Source organism: Streptococcus mitis, assembly GCF_946188695.1.
GTDB lineage: Bacteria > Bacillota > Bacilli > Lactobacillales > Streptococcaceae > Streptococcus > Streptococcus mitis_DF.
The window spans coordinates 35,622-56,417 of the sequence record NZ_CAMHWI010000018.1 but is presented as its reverse complement, the minus strand read 5'-3'; the positions used below and the strand labels follow the sequence as shown (position 1 = coordinate 56,417).

The following is a 20,796-nucleotide window of genomic DNA, read 5'->3' as shown; positions in this document are numbered from 1 at the left end:
ATCAAAAAAGAAAGGACGAAATTTGTCCTTTCTCGAGCTTAGCTTTTCATCAACCCACTACAGTTGACAAAGAGCCAGAACTGATAGTTGAATAGCCTGCACTAATATCGCAAAAGCCAGCGTTTTCTGACGCTGGCTTTTAAACTGTGAAAAACTTTTCTAAACTAGATTGCTTCTGTAACAAAACTACGACTTTCAAGTACCTTAAGCATGGCATTAGCTGTATCTAGGGCTGTAAAGAGTGGTACACCATGTTCAATGGCTGAACGACGAATTTGCTCACCATCTTCGTCAGCAGTTCGTTTTGTTCCTACTGTGTTAATGATAGCTTGAATTCTTCCTTTGCGAACAAAACTTGGAATATCCTTATCGTCATCACCAATCTTACCAACAGGTTGGGCTTGCAATCCATGACTGGCAAAGAAGGCTGCTGTCCCTTCTGTCGCGAGGATTCCATAGCCAATATTTTGGAAACGACGAGCCAAGTCCAAGGCTTCTTCTTTGGCATCATCAGCAATGGTGAAAACTACATTTCCAAAAGTTGGCAAGTGGAGGTAAGAAGCTTCAAAGGCCTTATAGAGAGCTTTTTCCAAAGTCGTATCAGAACCCATAACTTCCCCTGTTGACTTCATTTCAGGACCAAGCAAGCTGTCTACCTTAGCTAGTTTTGTGAAGGAGAAGACAGGTGCCTTGATATGAACGCGAGTGCTTTCAGGGTAAAGTCCATCTTGGTAGCCAAGTTCTTCAAGTTTTTGACCAAGAATGAGCTTAGTCGCCACCTGAGCCATAGGGATATTGGTTACCTTAGAAAGGAATGGAACCGTACGGCTGGCACGTGGATTGACCTCAATAACGTAGACTTTTTCATCCTTGATAACAAACTGGATGTTCATCATTCCAAGGCAGTTAAGACCGATTGCTAGGCGTTTAGTATAGTCTGCGATAGTTTCCTGAACCTTTTGCGACAAGGTTTGTGGTGGGTAAACGGCCATTGAGTCACCTGAGTGGACACCAGCACGTTCGATGTGCTCCATGATACCAGGGATGAGAACATTTTCCCCGTCTGAAATGGCATCAACTTCACACTCTTGTCCAACTATATAAGAGTCAACAAGGACTGGATGGTCAGGACTAGCCTTAACCGCTGTACGCATGTAAGAACGAAGATCTTCTTCATTTTCTACGATTTCCATAGCACGTCCACCTAAAACATAAGATGGGCGAACTAAGACTGGGAAGCCAATCTTGCGAGCTGCAAGAACTGCTTCTTCTTCATTTGTAGCCGTTTGTCCTGGTGGTTGTGGAATATCCAAATCTTTGAGGGCTTGTTCAAAGAGGTCACGGTCTTCGGCACGGTCTAGGTCAGCAACCTGTGTACCAAGGATGGCCACACCTGCTTTTGCCAATGGCTCCGCAAGGTTGATGGCTGTTTGACCACCGAACTGAACGATAACCCCTTTTGGTTGCTCCAAGTCAATAACATTCATAACATCTTCGAATGTCAATGGTTCAAAGTAAAGCTTGTCAGATACAGAAAAGTCTGTTGAAACGGTCTCTGGATTTGAGTTCATGATGATGGCTTCATAACCAGCTGCCTGGATAGCCTTAACAGAGTGAACGGTTGCGTAGTCAAACTCAACCCCTTGCCCGATACGGATTGGACCAGAACCTAGGACAAGGACGGATTCCTTATCAGACTTGATAGACTCATTTTCCCATCCATAGGTTGAATAGAAGTATGGTGTTTCAGAGTCAAACTCTGCCGCACAAGTATCGACCATCTTATAAACAGGAACAATCTTGTTTTCCAAACGAAGTTGGCGCACTTGGTCAGCAGTCGTTTTCCAGAGCTCAGCAATCTTACGGTCTGAAAATCCATTGAGTTTGGCAGTTTTCAAAACGTCTAGATCTTGTGGATGGGCACCCAACTCCTGCTCAATTTCAAAGATATGTAGAAGTTTATCGAGATAAAAGATATCGATTTTTGTAAGCTCTGCAATTTCTTCTGGTGTGTAGCCACGACGAATGGCTTCTGATACATAGAAGAGACGGTCATCCTGGGCTTTGACTACTTTTTCAATCAAGGAATCATCAGAAACTGCTGCAAGTTCAGGCATTTCATTGTGATGCACCCCAATTTCAAGGGAGCGGCAAGCCTTGAGAAGAGATTCTTCGATGTTTCGACCGATGGCCATGACTTCTCCAGTCGCCTTCATTTGTGTACCCAGACGACGCTCCCCTTTTTCAAACTTGTCAAATGGGAAACGCGGAATCTTGGCAACCACGTAGTCAAGGGCTGGTTCAAACATGGCATAGGTTGAACCTGTAACTGGGTTGATGACCTCATCCAAAGTCAAACCTACGGCAATCTTAGCAGCCAATTTGGCAATTGGGTACCCTGTCGCCTTAGATGCCAGGGCTGAAGAACGCGACACACGAGGGTTTACTTCGATGACATAGTACTTGAAGCTGTGTGGATCAAGGGCTAGCTGAACGTTACATCCACCTTCAATCTTGAGGGCACGAATGATGCTCAAGCTCGCGTCACGTAGCATTTGGTTTTCATAGTCTGACATGGTTTGCGCAGGGGCAAATACAATGGAATCCCCTGTGTGAATCCCAACTGGGTCAAAGTTTTCCATGTTACAAACAACCAAGGCATTGTCAGCTGAGTCACGCATCACTTCGTATTCGATTTCCTTGAAGCCAGCAATCGAACGCTCAATCAAACATTGGGTAACAGGTGACAATTTCAAACCATTTTCAGCGATTTCACGCAATTCTTCCTCGTTGGCACACATACCACCACCAGTACCACCAAGTGTAAAGGCTGGACGGACGATGACTGGGTAACCAATTGTTGCTGCAAAGGCAACTGCTTCTTCGACAGTATTAACAATTTCAGATTCTGGAATTGGTTGGTTGAGCTCTTCCATCAATTGTTTAAAGAGGTCACGGTCCTCCGCTTGATCAATGGCAGATAGTTTAGTACCCAGAAGTTCAACACCAAGCTCATCTAGGATACCATTTTTAGACAATTCCATGGCCATATTAAGACCAGTTTGCCCACCAAGGGTTGGTAGCAAGGCATCTGGACGTTCCTTACGAAGAATACGCGTTACAAACTCAAGTGTAATCGGTTCGATATAAACCTTGTCCGCAATCTCCTTGTCCGTCATGATGGTGGCAGGGTTTGAGTTAACCAAGACAACCTCATAACCTTCCTCTTTCAACGACAAGCAAGCCTGGGTCCCAGCGTAGTCAAACTCAGCAGCCTGACCAATAATAATCGGACCAGAACCAATCACCATAATTTTTTGAATATCAGTACGTTTAGGCATATATAAGATATTAAGGGCGTCAAGCGGACAAAGCTAAAATAGGAGTTATGACGAAGAACTGTCAGTTCTAGGAATAACTATCTTTTTAGCACCGTCCGTAGCCCGTATTCAGTTCAGCAAATACGGAGCACCCTTCTCCTTTCTATTCGTCGCCTCTCAGGGCGACATTAAATAAATTCTCCGACGAGCTTTTACTCGTTCTTAGTTTGATTGTTTAAAAGCTTCCATCATCTCTATAAACTCATCAAATAGGTAGCTTGCGTCGTGTGGACCAGGGGCTGCATCTGGATGGTATTGAACAGAGAAAGCAGGTTGGTATCTGTGACGCACACCTTCAACTGACTTGTCATTGATTTCTTCGTGAGTAATGATCAAATGCTCTGGCAAATCCTCACGGCTAACTGCATAGCCATGGTTTTGACTTGTAAAATCCACACGTCCAGTAGCAATTTCGCGTACCGCATGGTTGAATCCACGGTGTCCAAATTTCATCTTGTAGGTCTTAGCACCATTTGCCATTGCAAAGAGTTGATGCCCCATACAAATACCAAAGATTGGAATTTTTCCTTGCACACCACGAATCATGTCCAGTGCCTGTGGAACATCTTCTGGGTTACCTGGACCATTTGACAACATAACTCCGTCAGGATTAAGATGGAGAATTTCTTCAGCCGTTGTCGAATAAGGAACAACTGTCACGTTACAGTTGCGTTTAGAAAGTTCACGTAGGATTGAGTGCTTGAGACCAAAGTCCACTAGAACCACGCTCAAACCAACTCCTGGAGCTGGATAGGAAGTTTTAGTAGAAACCTGTTTGATATTATCTGTCGGCAAGACTGTTGCTTGGAGCTGGTCCGTCACATGGTCCATACTATCTCCAACATGAGTCAAGGTTGCTCGCATAGTACCATGCTTACGGATAATCTTGGTAAGGGCACGCGTATCAATTCCTGAAATACCAGGAATTTTCTTGGCTTTCAAAAATTCATCCAAGGTCATTTGATTGCGCCAGTTGCTAGCTCTACGTGCTTCTTCGAAAACAACGACTCCCTTACAAGTTGGAATAATGGATTCGTAATCATCACGGTTGATTCCATAATTTCCCACCAAAGGATAAGTAAAGGTCAAGATTTGTCCATTATAAGACTGGTCTGTAATGGATTCTTGGTAGCCGGTCATCCCTGTATTAAAGACGATTTCGCCTGTTACATCAATATCTGCTCCGAAGGCCTTGCCTTCAAAAACTGTGCCATCTTCTAATACTAGAAGTCTTTTTGTCATATTTTCACCTCTCGTGGACGCTCACTGGCGTCTTTTAACGTCTTGTGTTTTAGTTGGCGTTTCTACTCACCAGTACGGATTCTAAGATTGCCATTCGAACAAAGACACCATTGGTCATTTGTTGGACAATCCGTGATTTTGGTGCTTCAACCAAGTGATCTGCGATTTCTACATCACGGTTGACTGGAGCCGGATGCATAATGATTGCTGTTTCTTTCAAGCGCTCGTAACGTTCTTGTGTTAAGCCATGTTGAGCATGGTAGTCTTCTTTTGAAAAGACTGCACCACTATCATGGCGTTCATGTTGCACACGAAGAAACATCATGACATCCACCTGATCAATAATTTCATCAATAGTTACAAACTGTCCATAGTCTGCAAACTCTTGACTTCTCCATTCCTCAGGTCCAGCAAAGTAAAGTTCAGCTCCCAAGCGTTTCAAAATCTGCATATTAGATTTGGCAACGCGTGAGTGGTCCAAGTCACCTGCAATAGCGACCTTGAGCCCCTCAAAGTGACCAAATTCCTCATAAATAGTCATCAAATCAAGCAAGCTCTGGCTAGGGTGTTGGCCCGAACCATCTCCACCATTTATGATGGAAGTCGTAATCGTGGGACTAGCAATTAACTCTCTGTAGTAGTCAACCTCTGGGTGACGAATCACACAGACGTCAACTCCTAAAGCAGACAAAGTCAAAATGGTATCATAAAGTGTTTCACCCTTATTGACTGAACTAGTCTTCACATCAAAGTCCAGTCGCTCCAATCCCAGTTTAATCTCTGCCACTTCAAAGGACTTATGCGTCCGTGTAGAATCCTCAAAGAAAAGATTGGAGACAATCGGATGGTCCTCATAGGGAAGCTGAGCTCCATTTTTAAACTCAATTCCTCGCTTGATCAATTTCATGACTTGATCGACAGTGAGGTCTTCCATGGACACCACATGGTTCAATGCTTGTTGATTTTCTGACATGGCTACTCCTTTAGCTTTCTAAGCTTCTTCAGTAATCAGAACTCTGTCTTGGCCATCAAGTTCTGTCATCTCTACGATGATTTCTTCAGAACGACTGGTTGGGATATTTTTTCCAACGTAATCTGGACGGATTGGCAATTCTCTATGTCCACGATCGACTAGAACTGCTAAACTCACGCGCGCAGGACGACCATGACCGACAATATTATCAATAGCAGCACGGATGGTACGACCTGTATAAAGCACATCGTCCACCAAGATAACTTCACGGTCTGTCACATCAACAGAAACTAAAGAAGTATCTTCTCCACTTTTAACATCATCACGGAAAGGTTTCGTATCCAATTCCACAACAGGAACTGAAAGATTTTCTAGCTGTTCCAAACGTTCTTGGATTCGGTGGGCGATAAAGACACCACGAGTTTTAATACCAGCCAAGACGATTTTATTCAAATCTTTGTTACGTTCGATAATCTCATAAGTAATACGCGTAATCGCTCGTTTGACGGTCAATTCGTCTACAACTTCTTTTGCCTTCATGACAAACCTCCAAAAAGAAAAGTCTCCTTAAACAAGGAGACTTGAAATGTATAGCCAAGCGAGCCCTACTGCAAACAGTATAGACTTCACCCTACTACTTAATCGTTCTCCTTGCCTGCCTCACGGGACAGGTTTAAAGGAATATTTAGTTATCAATTACTATAGCACAAAGCATGGTTAAAATCAAGCAAAAACTTTCGATGTTCCATCTTACAAATTGCTAAAATCATATAATTGTGGGTACTGGTCACACTCTGGATTTTTAGGATGGCAAATGGCTCTACCAAAATAAATCATGGCCTGATGAGCAGCTAACCACTGCTCTGGTGGCAAGATATCCATGACTCGCTTTTCCACCTCAAGAGGTGTCGCTGATTTTTTGACGATATCATGGTGTTTGCAAATACGCTCCACATGAGTATCCACTGCAAAGGCTGGGATTCCAAAGCCAACACTCATAACTACGTTGGCGGTCTTGCGACCAACACCTGCTAAACTTTCTAATTCTTCACGTGTCTGAGGTACTTGACCATCAAAATCGTCTAGTAGTTGTTGAGCACATTTTTTTAGAAATTTAGCCTTGTTTCGATACAGTCCCAGGCGAGAAATGTGTGAAGCAATCTCACTTTCTGTCGCTACAGACATGGCTTGTGGCGTTGGAAAGGCAGCAAAGAGACCTGGTGTGGCCTTATTTACTGCTGCATCTGTCGTCTGAGCTGACAACATGACCGCGACTAAGAGTTCAAAATGATTGGTAAAATCAAGACTGGGCTTGGCATCTGGAAACAGAGCAATGATTTCTTCTAGCACCTTTCGTGCGCGTTTCTTTGACAAGACCATTATTCGTCTCCGTCAAATAGTCCTTGTAAACCTGCAAAAGGACTGTTTTCTTCTTTCTTGACTGCTTGTTGAGCTTGGTATTCTTCCTCTGTCATGATTTGCCAGTCATTTCCTGACACAAAACCTTGACCAGCCTCTTCTTCAGCTGTCAAGACCTTGATAGGGATATTAAGCAGGATATTGTCTGATACGCTCTCAGCAAGGTCAAGTTCTCCATTTTCGATAGGCAAGACCAAGTCATCATCTAGAACTTCTTGATCTAGCTGGTTGGTTGCGCCTTCCATAAAAACTTCTGTGACTGGATAAGATTCAACTAGCTCAACTGGCTCCATACTACGACTTGAAGCAAGGACAATGGTGTAAGACAACTGATAATCTAAGAAATACATACGGTCTTCGTACTGTACTTTCCCAACTGCAAGGATATCTTTTACATCTAAAATTTCTTGATTACGTGCACGCAGGTCTGCGGCTAGGTCTAAGGTTTGTTCAAAATGCAAGCCTTCAGACTGCTTACGAATTTCTTGAATATTTAATTTCATACTTCCTCCATAAAGATTTACTCTCTTGATTATACCATGAAAAGGCTACAAATCAGCCCACCAAACTTTGTAATTAACATTCGATTTTTTAATATATTTATCACTATATTTTTTGGTGCTATACTATAGGCAAGAATACATGATAGCAAGGATGATGCCCCAAAGAACTCATTACAAATGCAACCCAACTCCTATCCGAGTTAAATAAAAGCTACCAAAACTGTAAACAAGGTACGGCAGATGATATTCGACTGCAAGAGCTGCTAAATACTACTCTGCAAGAGCTCAAAAAAGCGGAAAAGTTGAACAACAGTATCTTAATCGACCTTGAGAAATTTTACCAACGCACCAGTCTTCTGATTGGATTAGGTAGCCTAAAACTAAACGATCAAGCACGTACCGCTTGGCGCAACTATGACAAGTTCCATTACGAGCATGTCAAACACGTACTAACTCTCTATGGATTTTAGAGCATAGAATTTCCAGTTTTCTGTTGACAAAATTTCCTTAAAGGTATAGTATAAAGATACTAATACTCGGAGGTAATGGAGACATGAACAACTAAGTCTATCAAATAAAGAACCTTTATTTAGTAGATCTTGTTTTTGTCTCTTTTTGTGAGCTCTTTTATGCTCTTTCTTCTGGCATTTTATACTCAATGAAAATCAAAAAGCAAACTAGGAAGCTAGCCGCAGGTTGCTCAAAGCACTGCTTTGAGGTTGTAGATAAGACTGACGAAGTCAGTTACATATATCTACGGTAAGGCGACGCTGACGTGGTTTGAAGAGATTTTCTAAGAGTATTAATAGAGTTTTTTTGACATAAACTTTGGCTCTACTAGATAAAGTAGAGCTTTTTGTTATGCACTATGGACATTCTAGAAAGGGCAATCATATGATAAAAATCAATCACCTAACCATCACACAAAACAAAGATTTACGAGACCTTGTCTCTGATCTAAGCATGACCATCCAAGATGAGGAAAAGGTAGCTATTATTGGAGAGGAAGGAAATGGCAAATCAACCTTGCTTAAAACTTTAATGGGGGAAGCTTTGCCTGATTTCACTATCAGGGGAGACATTCAATCTGATTATCAATCAATAGCCTACATTCCTCAAAAACTCCCCGAGGACCTGAAAAAGAAAACTTTACACGACTACTTCTTTTTAGATACTATTGATTTAGATTACAGTGTCCTCTATCGTTTGGCTGAGGAATTGCATTTTGATAGCAATCGATTTGCTAGCGACCAAAAGATTGGAAGTCTATCAGGGGGCGAAGCTTTGAAAATTCAGCTCATCCATGAGTTAGCTAAACCCTTTGAAATCCTATTTTTAGATGAACCTTCAAATGACCTAGACCTTGAGACGGTTTATTGGCTAAAAAGTCAGATTCGAAAGATTAGGCAAACTGTTATTTTCATTTCCCATGATGAAGACTTTCTTTCTCAAACGGCTGATACTATTGTCCACTTGCGACTGGTCAAGCATCGGAAAGAAGCGGAAACGCTAGTCGAGCATTTAGACTATGATAGCTATAGTGAGCAGAGAAAGGCTAATTTTGCCAGACAAAGTCAGCAAGCTGCTAACGACCAGAGAGCCTATGACAAAACCATGGAAAAACATCGCCGAGTTAAGCAAAATGTAGAAACTGCACTTCGAGCAACTAAAGACAGTACTGCCGGTCGCCTATTGGCTAAAAAGATGAAAACTGTTCTCTCTCAAGAAAAACGCTTTGAAAAGGAAGCTCAGTCCATGACTCAAATGCCACTTGAAGAGGAACAAATCCAACTTTTCTTTTCAGACATCCAACCATTACCATCTTCTAAAGTCTTAATCCAACTGGAAAAAGAAAATTTGTCCATCGACGAGCGAATTTTGTCTCAGGGACTACAACTAACTGTCCGTGGCCAAGAAAAAATCGGTATCATCGGCCCAAATGGTATTGGGAAATCAACTCTGTTAGCCAAGTTACAGCAACTTCTTAATGATAAAAGAGAGATTTCGCTTGGTTTTATGCCACAAGATTACCACAAAAAACTGCAATTGGATTTATCACCAATAGCCTATCTCAGCAAAACTGGTGAAAAAGAGGAACTGCAGAAAATCCAATCTCACTTAGCTAGTCTCAATTTCAGTTATCCAGAAATGCAGTATCAAATTCGCTCCTTATCTGGCGGACAACAGGGTAAACTCCTGCTTTTGGATTTAGTCTTGTGCAAACCAAACTTTCTCCTCTTAGATGAGCCTACACGAAACTTTTCTCCCACTTCTCAACCAGAAATCAGAAAACTCTTTACAACCTATACAGGCGGTATCATCACTGTTTCGCATGACCGTCGTTTCTTAAAAGAGGTCTGTACGACCATCTATCGCTTGACAGAACATGGTTTGGAGGTCGTTAATTTAGAAGATTTATAAACAAAAAGAAACCTAAAGAATTGTTGGAAAAACAATCTTTAAAATACGACCACAATGTTTATTTTTTATAAATTGATTACTATAGATTAAGTTTGGGACAAATTTTATAATATTCATACTCATGAGGATAATTCTTTGCTTTGGAGCGCTATTTAAACATTATAATCAGTGAATAAATCTTATATCCACATTCAAGTCAATCATTTCTTTCAAGATCATTTGTAATCAACTCTAAATAGACGGATAAAAACTACTTCTAACTATCAAAAAACGAGCACCTCCTCAGTTGGAAATGCTCGTTTTCTTATGTTGCCATGGTTTATAATTACAATGAGAAATAGGAAACAGCCTTGAATGGGAAAATCTCCTAGATCTCCGACTACCAACTTTTTTACTCTACTGGTTTTTCTTGATTTCCAGTGCTTGTTGTAGATTCTGTTGTTCCCTTTTCTGAAGCTGATTCAGCAGGTTTAGAATCTGTTGTGTTGCTTGGTTTGTTTTCGTCGTTTGCAGTTTCACTGTTAGATTCCGCAGCTGTGTTTGATTGGTTCTCAGCACTGGTCTTATCACCATTTGTTGCTGGAGTTGCTTCTTCACTCGCACTTGATTTTGACTTGATTTCTTGATTCAAGACCAGAATAGCTTTTGTCAATTCAAGTAAAGCAGCCTTATCTTTACTCTTAGCAGAAAGTTGATCTAGTAAAGTATCTACCTTATCAAAGTCTGCATCAGAGCCCTTATTGTTTTCTAAATATGCGTGAAGTGACATGAGGATATCGTAAAGTTTTTGATAGAGAACAAGTGTCTGAGGATCTTGCTCAGCATTTTCCTTCTCTTGTTGAAGGGCGCTGGCAATACGAGTCAAGACATCTTTCACCTGACTGTTTACTTCATCCAAGTCTGCATCAGCCTTATTTGTAGCAGCTTTGAGATTTTCTACTTCTTCTGCCAAGGATTGTCTGATGCCTTCTTCTTGGATTTGATCTAAGAGTTGAGTTGCCTTGCTCAAAAGACTTTCTACTTGTTCCTTGCTGACATGATTGACATGCTCTTCAGGCATAAAGTCTCCGTACAATTCTTTCAAGAAGCCATAAATAGCTGTCTTGGCACTTTGATTATCTACTTTTTCAGTATCTAGAACTGTTTGACTTGATTTTGCAGTAGTTGGTTGAGCTTTCAAAGCTTCTTCCACTTCTTGTTTTGCTTGATAGATGCTTGGGAATAATTTGTTCAATTCTGCTGCCTTAAGGAAGGATTGAGATTGATACAAGGTCCAAGTCAACTGAGCTACTTTGTTTCGAAGTTCATCACTCAAACGACCGTCATTGACATGTTCGTAGAAATACTTAATGTACTCAACAGTTGTAACCCCTGTTCGGTCATTAAAGTCTTGCAAAGCTTGAAGTTGTGATTCAACCGCTGCTAAACCAGCCTCATCTTTAGCCAACTTAGCTTCTTGGAGTCGAACGAGTAGGTCTTTCTTAGGAAGTCCATAAGAGTCTGTATCCAGTGTGTTGATTTTATCAATCAAGGCCTGATATTTCTTATCTAGAGCACTTGTTGCAACAGGTTTAACACTTTCATCAATATGGATATATTGCTTATCAAAGAGATCAAGTGTTGCAAGATAACCTGCTGTAGAGTTAGTTGCCAGTTTCTTCATGTTTTCAGTAAACTGACCTAAAGCTAACTCAATCTGTCTTTGTTCGATAGGCTTGTCTTTATAGATGTTTCTGCTTTCAGCTAGAAGTTGATCTACTTTTGCCAAGACTGCCTTTTCATCAAAAGCTCCAGGTTGGTAGTTAGATTGAAGAGCTGGAATCTTGTTTTTCAACGCTACTTCATAGCCCTTGGTTTGAACCTTGATGTAGTGATTGTGGTCACCATGAGGGATCACAAAACTACCATTTTCTACCTGCAAACTATAAGGAGATACACCATCACGTAAGGCAGTCGTATAAAGTTCATTTAGGAAATCAAGTTCTGGATTTCCAGTTTGAAGAGGAATCCGAACGTGTTCCTTACGTACAGCATAGGGATGGATATGAGTTGGATCGTAGGCTTGGTCTGGATTTCCAAAGACAAAGAATCCGTTTGAAATCCTAATAGCTTCAAGTGGAACTCCGTATGTTTTAGAAATATAAGCAATTTTTTCTTCATCACTAGCATCTCTTGAGAAAGACTCTACCGTTTTAGCAAGAGGTTTTACAGGCTCTGCATCATGATGTGTTTTCAAATGATCCTGAGCTGCCTTAATTTGCTCCGCTGTCAAGTCCTTCTTGAAGAAATAATGATTGTGGTCTCCGTGACTCATGACAAAACCTTGCTCATCCTCACTGATAACACGATCGGCATCAAAGCCATGATCATGGCCTTCATCATGATGGTGTCCATGATGATCTTCGTCGTGATCGTCATCATGTGCTGGTGTTGTTGTATTTACCCCTTTCAAGTGGTCTTGCGCAGCCTTAATTTGCTCTGCTGTCAAATCCTTCTTGAAGAAGTAATGATTGTGATCACCATGACTCATGATAAAACCTTGCTCATCTTCAGCAATAATACGATTAGCGTCAAAGCCGTGACCATCTTCTTCATGTTCCTCATGTGACGTTCCTGGATTGATTGGAAGTGATGGCGAAGGTGTTGCTAGACCGTTGCTCGGAAGAATCGGTTGACCAATTTGATTCGCCTTAAGGATGTAATGGAAATGATCACCATGTCTTACAATATAAGCTGTAGCCGTTTCTTCAACGATATCTTTTGGATTAAAAATATAACCATCAGATGCTGAAGAGAGTTCCTTACTTGTCGTTGAAGAAGAAGGATTGCTTGAAAGACTTCCTAGACTAGACGCTACTTTATTAGGTTTTTCATTTGTAGAAACTGTAGAACCAGTTCCACCGATAGGCACCATTCTAGCAATCTTTTCTTCTAAAGCAGAGAGCTTGCTGTAAGGAATAAAATGATAATGGTCGCCATGCGGAATCGCAACTCCATTTGGTGTACGACTGATAATCTTAGCAGGGTCAAAGACTAAGCCATCTGATTCACTGTAACGTTGGTCGCTAGGTAAATCATAGAGTTCTTTCAATAGACTTTGGAGATTGTCAACTTTGCTTTCTGTCTTGCTAGTTGGTTCTTTTCCTATAGCTTGATTAGTATTATCACTAGCTGTTGAAGAATAGCTTAACTGGCTCGGTTGCGTATTTTTACCAGCCAGATGAGCTTTAGCGGCTGCTAATTCACTAGCAGATAAATCACTTTTTGGAATGTAGTGATAGTGACCTCCATGAGGAACGATATAAGCATCACCAGTATCTTCAATAATGTCAGCTGGATTAAAGACATAACCATCATCTGTTGTATAGCGTCCCTGAGACCTTGCTACAGCAACATCAGAGCTGACCTTCTCCTTATCTTTGACATGTTCTTGTTTTTGACGGTTGATTTCATCTTTGGTTCGAACATTATCAGCATGAGCTGCATCTTTCAAATAGACATAATATTTTCCATCGACCTTGATGATATAGCCACCCTTGACCTCATTGACAATATCTCCATCCTTAAGTTGATAGTTTGGGTCCTTCATCAAAAGTTCTTCACTAAAGAGGGCATCATAAGGAACTTTCCCATTATAGTAATGATAGTGATCACCATGTGATGTAATATAACCCTGATCTGAAATCTTGATGACAATTTGCTCAGCCTGAATCCCTTCTTTTTGGTTAACCTGATCTGGTGTCAGGTTTTCAGTTTTCTGACTTGACTGACTACCATCCACATAAGAGACCCGATTATTGTCCTTATTTTCCTGCGATCGATGCTGGTTCAGTGCATAGGCACAAAGACTCAAGGATACGATAACAGCTGATCCGGCTGCTATATACTTTTTACTGAATTTCATAAATCCCTCATTTCAATAAATGATGAAGCTTTTTCTTAACTTCCTTTACTTGATTAAATAGTTTTCTAAATTGGTTATTTAACCAATTAATTAACCAGTAAATAGTTTACATTTTTTAAGTTTATCTGTCAAGATTTTTATATTATTTTAATCATGACCCTCCCTAAAACGGGTGGTTTGCCTGTCTCACACCTGACTTAGCGAAACGGACTGAAAGTCATGTAATCCAAAATATCGCCCCATCTGGAGCGATATTTTTATTTTTTCTTTTTAGATGGTGTATGGATGGCAATCTTCACTTCAAAGATTGTTCCCTTTGGTTTATTATCTTTAACAGTAATGGTTCCTTTTAGGGCATCTACAATTTGCTTAGCTAGGGATAATCCTAAACCAAAACCACCTTTTTGACGGGTTCTAGCCTTGTCTACTCGATAAAAACGGTCAAAAATTTTCTTTTTATCTTCTGTCGAAATACCGACTCCATTATCAGAAACCAGTAAATACAGATTGCGATCGGTCGCCGAGATAAGAAAATCAATTTCACCATCCTCTTCAGTATACTTGACAGCATTATCAAATAGGATAGTCATCAACTGCTTCAAGAGAAGCTGGTCTGTGACAATCGTTCGATGGATGCGATTTTCAAAACGGAAGACACGGTCATTTTCCGAAGCAATCATCTCATAGTTTGTGAAAGTCGTATTGAAAAAACTGGTTGGAACTTCTGCAAGTTCCGGTTTAATCCCATCATCTCTACGAGCTAAGTTCAGCAAGTTTGTCGTCAAAAAACGCATATTTCGGACTTCTTCCAAACTAGAGGCAATGCTTTCGCTCACATCCATAATGGTTGCTTCTGGCTTACGAAAAAGGGTCTCTAAGCGATTTTGCAAAACTGCGAGTGGAGTTCGTAACTCATGACTGGCATTTTCCACAAAGGACTGCTGCTTCTGCATGCTCTCAAGCAGAGGACGAACACTGACTCTAGCTAGATAGAGACTGGCAAGCAAAGACAAAATCCAGAAACTAGCCATCACGACCACAATCAATTGCTCGTGCTTTTGACTGGCTTGCTCCAACTGACTGGTATTAATCAAGACAGCCGCATACTTAATATTGGTTGAAACCGAACTGATATTGGTTTCCATCAAAATCATGCGATAGATTTCTTCCTGTCCATAGCTATTAAAAACCTGAATCTGATAGATATGGCCTAGTTCTTTCTTCTCTAACTTAATCTTATCCAAGCCCAAAAATCGATTTCCAGAAAGGAGCTGGGTAAAATTCTTATCAAAGAGAATGACTTCTGTATTGGAACTGACATTGGGTTTTATCTCAGTCTTGCTAGTATTTGTAGCGGCATTCTCTAAATCTTTAATCTCTTCTGTTGCCCTATTTACCGCAAGCTGAATAACTGCCTGAGGATTGTTACTCAGTCCATGAAGCGTATCGTCCACCGAAGTATAGAGACTCGAATGCATGACCTGCAAAATAATCAAGGTCATGGTAGAGAAAATCAGAGTGAATACACCAAAGTTGCGGATAAAGTAACTAAAGTCATCTGCATACCATGTTTTTTTTAGTTTACTGAACATCTTTTAAAATATACCCAACACTGCGCAAGGTTTGCAAATTCTCTGCAAAAGTGGTTCCTTTTAATTTCTTACGGACTTTTGAAACATAGACTTCAACAACCGAAATCGTTGTATCACTATCAAATCCCCATAGACGATCAAAAATCTGAGTCTTCGGCAAAATAACATTTTGATTTTGAAGGAAATAAACTAGTAAATCAAATTCTTTCCCCAGCAATTCGACAGGAGTATCTTCAACCTTAACGGTATTTGTTGACAAATTAACTACAATATTTCCATAAGTCAAGGTGTTTTCATTAAACTTACCTGAACGTTTGAGAAGAGCTTGAATCCGCATTTTGAGTTCTTCTAGGTAAAAAGGTTTAGTCAGATAATCATCTGCTCCCAATTCAAATCCATGTCCCTTGTCATCCAAACTTTCCTTGGCAGTCATGATCAGAACCGGGGTCGTAATTCCCTTTTCACGCAATTCTTTCAAGACTTGGAAACCATTTTTTTCTGGCAACATCAAATCAAGCAAAATCAAATCATAGACACCACTCTCAGCTTCGTAGAGACCTTCTTCTCCATCAAATACCTGCATGACATCCGCAAAATCGTCTAAAAAGTCAAATACTGAATTTGACAGGCCTAGGTCATCCTCAACTAATAAGATTTTTATCATGAGAAACTCCTCCTTATTAAGACCATTATACCAAATTTGCCTTAAAAAAAACTCAACTCTCTGCATTTTATACTCAATGAAAATCAAAGAGCAAACTAGGAAGCTAGCCGCAGGTTGCTCAAAGCACTGCTTTGAGGTTGTAGATAGAACTGACGAAGTCAGTAACATATATACGGTAAGGCGACGCTGACGTGGTTTGAAGAGATTTTCGAAGAGTATTACATGAGATAGCTGAGTTTTCTTTTTATTTTAGGCTTATTTATGCATTTCCGTATTGAAGAACAACTGCTTCCACTGCAGCTTTTTCACGGTTAATCAAGTCAACACGCGCTGCAATTTCCTTGATTCCCATGCCGATATTACGGCTAAGAGCAAGATCAGAAAGTTGTGGCTCAAAGAATTCCTTGTATTCCGCCAAGCGTTGCTGAGTCTTAAATACATGAGCAGGAAGGATAACAAAGCTATCAAAGCTCATATCTCCTCCAAGAGCCGCCTTAATCCAAGCCCAGTTTTCACGAGCCCAAGACCATGCTGTTTCCTGAGTTGCTTGATGGTTTAAGAACTGGAAGTACCAAGCAGACAGGTCTTGTGGTTTGACCACAAATTTGTCCTTCCAAGATGCAATTAAGGTTTGGATATTGTCCGCATCTTTACTATAGGCAAGAGCGGCTGCCAACTGACGTTTAAAGACAGCATCTGTTGCGTGCGTATAAGTATCAAGATAAAGTGCTAACAAGTCTTTGGTCTCATGATGTTTCATCTCATTGATAAGGACTTGTGAGCGAATAGCTGCTGGGAGTCCTGCAAGATGCTCCTTGTGAGCCGCGAAGATTTGGCTAGCGACTTGACTAGCTTCTGCATCATTTGAGCGAATCATCATAGACATGGCCAACTGACGAACCAATTCATCCTCATCTGATTCTCCGTCTTTAGCTTCAAAACCAAGACGGTCATAGTTGTGACGAGCCAATTTAGCAACCAAGGCTTTGAAGGCTCTTTCAGCTTCTGTTCCTTCATCGATAAAGCGCTCAAGAGCAGAAATTACTTCAGAAACAGCTGAAACGACAAGGTAAGATTCTTCTTTAGCAAGTTTATCAAGGACTGGAAGCAAGTCAGCATAAGAAATGTGCCCTGCTTCAGCAAGCAGACGACGTTCTTGAACAATCTGCAATTTACTTGTGTTATCAAGCTCAACTAGGTCAGCAAGAATAGCATCTAGCAAGTCTCCTTGATAGTCTGTAATGTAGTGGGCTGTATTTTCTGTGTTGAGGCGAAGAGCTCCTTCATTTTCAGCAAGAAGAGCTGCGTAGCCAGGGATTTCAATACTTTCAGTTTCAAGTGTATCTGGCAAGCCTTTCCAGTTGCTGTTGAGTGGTACAACCCAGAGACGGTTCTTGTCCTCGTGCTCACCGATGAAGAATTGTTTTTGTGAAATCTTCAAAACATCATTTTCAACTTTGACAGTAAGAACTGGGTAACCAGGCTGTTCCAACCAAGAATCCATGAAGGCTGAAACATCACGGTCAGATGCTTGACCAAGAGCATCCCAAAGGTCACGACCAATTGTATTGCTGTACTGGTGTTTTTCAAAGTAAGCGTGCAAACCTTTAGCAAAATCAGCATCTCCCAGCCAACGACGAAGCATGTGCATGAGGCGACTTCCTTTGGCATAGACGATAGCTCCGTCAAAGAGCGTATTGATTTCATCTGGATGTTTAACTTCGACGTGGACAGATTGAACACCATCAGTCGCATCGCGTTCAAGAGCGTGAGGCACTCCACCTGTTTGGAAATCTTCAAAGATATTCCAGCTTGGCTCAATGGCATCCACACAGACATACTCCATCATGTTGGCAAAACTTTCATTGAGCCAAAGGTCATCCCACCATTTCATAGTAACGAGGTTCCCAAACCATTGGTGAGCCAATTCATGGGCCACAACAAGGGCAACTTGTTGACGGCTAGCAAATGTAGAGTTTTCATCGACAACCAAGTAAACTTCACGGTAGGTCACAAGACCCCAGTTTTCCATAGCTCCAGCTGAGAAGTCAGGAAGGGCGATATGAAGAGATTGAGGAATTGGGTACTTAACTCCATAGTAATCTTCGTAAAACTCGATAGAGCGAACAGCGATATCTAGTGAGAAGTCAAGATTAGATAGTGGGTGGGCTTTGGTTGAATAAACACCTACGAGGGTACCGTTTTTAGTTTTAGCCGTCACACCTTGCAAATCACCAGCGACAAAAGCTAACAAGTAAGATGACATGCGAGGTGTTGTCTCAAACTTCCAGATACCTGTTTCCTTGCGTTTTTCAACTTCAATTTCTGGCATGTTTGACAAGGCCAATTCACCTTCTGCTTGGTCAAAACGTAGAGAGAGATCAAAGGTTGCCTTGGCTTCTGGCTCATCCACACATGGGAAGGCTTCGCGTGCGAAATGGCTCTCGAATTGAGTAGACAAGACTTCCTTCTTGACTCCATCAACTGTGTAGTATGAAGGGTAAATCCCTGTCATGTTGTCTGTAATTTTACCTGAAAAAGCAAGAACCAATTCAACTTGACCAGCCTCAGCCAATTCGATATGAAGAGCTTCATTTTCATGGTCAACTGTAAATGGACGAGCTTGACCTGCAGCTTCTACAGAAACGATTTCCAAATCTTTTTGATGAAGGGAAATACGGTCACTCTGTGCTTGACCAGTAATTGTCACCTTCCCAGAAAACGTCTTGGTCTCACGACTCAAGTCTAAAAATAAATCATAATGTTCAGGAACAAATTGCTTAATAAAATGTTCAACTGCTTGCATAGTTTTCTCCTATCTAAGTTTAAGAGCTAGGGCTCTTCTTCAAACAAACTTATTATATCATGTTTTGCCTAAGAAAAAAGGATTGGACGGCGATTTCCAAAACTTTCTTCCTTCTAATAGTCTACAGTGGGTAGACCTTGCGAAATTCTTCCAAAACGACCTTGCTGTCAGGTGTAAAAGTCAGTCCCGCCTCCCTCATCCACTCGGTGAAAAAGTCCTCATGAACCTGGCGCCAATAGGCTAAAGATTTATCCCCCTCACCTTCCTTGTAAGCATGGTCAACAGAAACTTGATGAAAAGGCTGAACGGAAACCTTGGTAATTTCGACAATGCAGACAGCCTGATTTTGACTATCTAAAATGACATCGAAGGTCCCTTTTTGTGGAAGAGGTTCGTCTTCTAGGGCGTAGAGGTCGTAGGCTGAAGCCGTTGCTGTCTTTTCGCCTCTCAGTACCAAATCTGCCAAGAGATCTGCTTCCACTCCAAAAGCCCAGGCATCTATCTCATCTCCAATTGAGGAGTTGATTTTCTTATATGCATTCCACATTTCTTGCGGTGTCATGGGTTGCTCCTTTGTAATTTTGTACTCACTTCTTTTACACGTTTGAGGTGGTCTGGATGGTCAATCTCTAAATCAAAAATCTCTGGAATAGAACTATAGTGGATAATACACTTGATCCCCATCAGATTCATTTTTTGTATGAAGGAAGCATTCAAATAACCTGCCACAGCAAAGTCAATCTTTTTCATCCTTGCTTTATCCTGCATCTGTCTCAGCATATCTAACATAATTGGACTTTCCATATCATGCCATTGACTATTTCTCACAGTCGCAAAAATAAAAGAAGTCAAATCATTCATTCCAACTACAATCTTTGAAATACCTGTTTCCAGTATTCTATCCAAGTCAAAATACGCTGACGGTAATTCAATCATTGTGGCGACTTTTCCAGTAACACCATGCTGACGTAACACTCTAATAGCTTGCTCTAACTGCTCAGCATCATTCACAAAAGGAAAGATAACAGACAGATTGGGATTGGTTTGATAAACTTCTGTAACGACATTTGCCTCAGCCTGAAATTCATCCGGACACGCCAGTAAACGCCTAGTTCCTCTATATCCAAACAAAGGATGACGTTCGTCAAAATGCTGTTTAGTTCCCTCTAAACAATTAGCTTCTGTATTCGTTAATTCAGAAAAACGATACCAGACTTCTTCATCTGAGTACAAGGAGCAAATAGTCTCTAGATAATCTTTTACAAATTGCTGACAACTTGGTAACAGGATGTTTTGATTGAGCTCCCTCAACAAGTATTCGCCTCTAATCATACCTACGTGGTGCAATAACTGAGGATAAATTTTTTCAAGAATTTTTTCGCCACTCAGAGCTAGTTGGTTTCTCATCATTCACCTTCCAATTCATATACAAGGTCTTGTCCAATTCTGGAAATCCTAATAATTCAGACTTAACCTTCAAGACTAATGGCGATGCATTTTCTTCTGTGATTTTTTGAATAGCCATCCAAACATATCCAAGAGAATCATTCACACCATCAGAGACAGTTTCAGAAATATTCACTTGAGATGCCTTCTCGTTTATCTCAACATCATACAAGACCATGATATGGTGAAACATAAAATTTGTTAACTCTTCCCTGACGAAAACATCGTAGATTCGAGGATTGGAATAGCTTCTAACAATAAATCCTGTCTCTTCCAAACCTTCTCTAATCAGCGTTTCCGTCAGTCCTTCACCAAGTTGCTGACTGCCACCAGGAAGGTCTAACCTATTTTTGTAGGGACCTGCTGTTTTTTGAATACAAAGAAGGTAACCATATTTATAGCAAACACCATAAACTCCAAAGTGTTTTTTGATTTCCATCCAACTA

General features: G+C 40.9%; 15 protein-coding genes. 2 read left to right on the top strand and 13 right to left on the bottom strand.

Going from position 1 to position 20,796, the window contains the following annotated elements; all coding sequences use genetic code 11:
- Positions 1 to 164 precede the first annotated feature (164 nt).
- The 6 genes from carB to N8L33_RS08125 form a co-directional block, all read right to left on the bottom strand.
- On the bottom strand, positions 165 to 3,341 hold the full coding sequence (carB, locus tag N8L33_RS08150; protein ID WP_261059551.1) for a carbamoyl-phosphate synthase large subunit: 3,177 nt from the start codon (positions 3,339 to 3,341) through the stop codon (positions 165 to 167).
- A 201-nt stretch (positions 3,342 to 3,542) separates the two neighbouring features.
- Positions 3,543 to 4,622, bottom strand: coding sequence for a carbamoyl phosphate synthase small subunit (locus tag N8L33_RS08145; protein ID WP_000166853.1), 1,080 nt, complete (start codon positions 4,620 to 4,622; stop codon positions 3,543 to 3,545).
- A 49-nt stretch (positions 4,623 to 4,671) separates the two neighbouring features.
- Positions 4,672 to 5,595 (bottom strand): aspartate carbamoyltransferase catalytic subunit, encoded by a 924-nt coding sequence (locus N8L33_RS08140; RefSeq protein ID WP_261059550.1) that lies wholly within the window; start codon positions 5,593 to 5,595, stop codon positions 4,672 to 4,674.
- An 18-nt stretch (positions 5,596 to 5,613) separates the two neighbouring features.
- A complete protein-coding gene (gene pyrR / locus N8L33_RS08135) occupies positions 5,614 to 6,135 on the bottom strand; it encodes a bifunctional pyr operon transcriptional regulator/uracil phosphoribosyltransferase PyrR (protein ID WP_004257972.1) in 522 nt (173 codons plus the stop codon).
- Between the two features lie 210 nt (positions 6,136 to 6,345).
- The gene (nth, locus tag N8L33_RS08130) at positions 6,346 to 6,975 is read right to left on the bottom strand and encodes an endonuclease III (protein WP_000244443.1); all 630 of its coding nucleotides are present in this window, start codon (positions 6,973 to 6,975) and stop codon (positions 6,346 to 6,348) included.
- On the bottom strand, positions 6,975 to 7,517 hold the full coding sequence (locus N8L33_RS08125) for a YceD family protein (RefSeq protein ID WP_000773212.1): 543 nt from the start codon (positions 7,515 to 7,517) through the stop codon (positions 6,975 to 6,977). The genes nth and N8L33_RS08125 overlap by 1 nt, the downstream gene beginning before the upstream one ends.
- 170 nt (positions 7,518 to 7,687) lie before the next feature.
- Here N8L33_RS08125 and N8L33_RS08120 point away from each other — a divergent pair, with 170 nt between their 5' ends.
- Positions 7,688 to 7,987 (top strand): helicase BlpT, encoded by a 300-nt coding sequence (locus N8L33_RS08120; protein WP_224218265.1) that lies wholly within the window; start codon positions 7,688 to 7,690, stop codon positions 7,985 to 7,987.
- A gap of 391 nt (positions 7,988 to 8,378) precedes the next feature.
- The gene (locus tag N8L33_RS08115; RefSeq protein WP_261059549.1) at positions 8,379 to 9,938 is read left to right on the top strand and encodes an ATP-binding cassette domain-containing protein; all 1,560 of its coding nucleotides are present in this window, start codon (positions 8,379 to 8,381) and stop codon (positions 9,936 to 9,938) included.
- Between the two features lie 391 nt (positions 9,939 to 10,329).
- On the opposite strand, the gene N8L33_RS10175 is transcribed toward N8L33_RS08115, so the two are convergent.
- The 7 genes from N8L33_RS10175 to N8L33_RS08075 all read right to left on the bottom strand — a co-directional run bounded on the left by N8L33_RS10175 (position 10,330) and on the right by N8L33_RS08075 (position 20,789).
- Positions 10,330 to 13,842 (bottom strand): pneumococcal-type histidine triad protein, encoded by a 3,513-nt coding sequence (locus tag N8L33_RS10175; RefSeq protein ID WP_314725989.1) that lies wholly within the window; start codon positions 13,840 to 13,842, stop codon positions 10,330 to 10,332.
- A gap of 257 nt (positions 13,843 to 14,099) precedes the next feature.
- Positions 14,100 to 15,434 carry a two-component system sensor histidine kinase CiaH gene (gene ciaH / locus N8L33_RS08100; protein WP_261059548.1) on the bottom strand — a complete coding sequence of 445 codons (1,335 nt, stop codon included), beginning with the start codon at positions 15,432 to 15,434 and terminating at the stop codon, positions 14,100 to 14,102.
- Positions 15,424 to 16,098 (bottom strand): two-component system response regulator CiaR, encoded by a 675-nt coding sequence (ciaR, locus tag N8L33_RS08095; protein ID WP_000590639.1) that lies wholly within the window; start codon positions 16,096 to 16,098, stop codon positions 15,424 to 15,426. Before ciaR ends, ciaH begins: the two co-directional genes overlap by 11 nt.
- A 259-nt stretch (positions 16,099 to 16,357) precedes the next feature.
- Entirely contained in the window at positions 16,358 to 18,904 is a 2,547-nt protein-coding gene (locus tag N8L33_RS08090) for a M1 family metallopeptidase (protein WP_261059547.1), read from the bottom strand.
- 121 nt (positions 18,905 to 19,025) lie between these two features.
- Positions 19,026 to 19,466: an ASCH domain-containing protein gene (locus tag N8L33_RS08085; RefSeq protein WP_261059546.1), complete on the bottom strand. Its 441-nt coding sequence runs from the start codon at positions 19,464 to 19,466 to the stop codon at positions 19,026 to 19,028.
- Positions 19,463 to 20,311, bottom strand: coding sequence for a putative PEP-binding protein (locus tag N8L33_RS08080; RefSeq protein ID WP_261059545.1), 849 nt, complete (start codon positions 20,309 to 20,311; stop codon positions 19,463 to 19,465). Before N8L33_RS08080 ends, N8L33_RS08085 begins: the two co-directional genes overlap by 4 nt.
- Positions 20,271 to 20,789: an NUDIX hydrolase gene (locus tag N8L33_RS08075; protein WP_261059544.1), complete on the bottom strand. Its 519-nt coding sequence runs from the start codon at positions 20,787 to 20,789 to the stop codon at positions 20,271 to 20,273. Before N8L33_RS08075 ends, N8L33_RS08080 begins: the two co-directional genes overlap by 41 nt.
- Positions 20,790 to 20,796 lie beyond the last annotated feature (7 nt).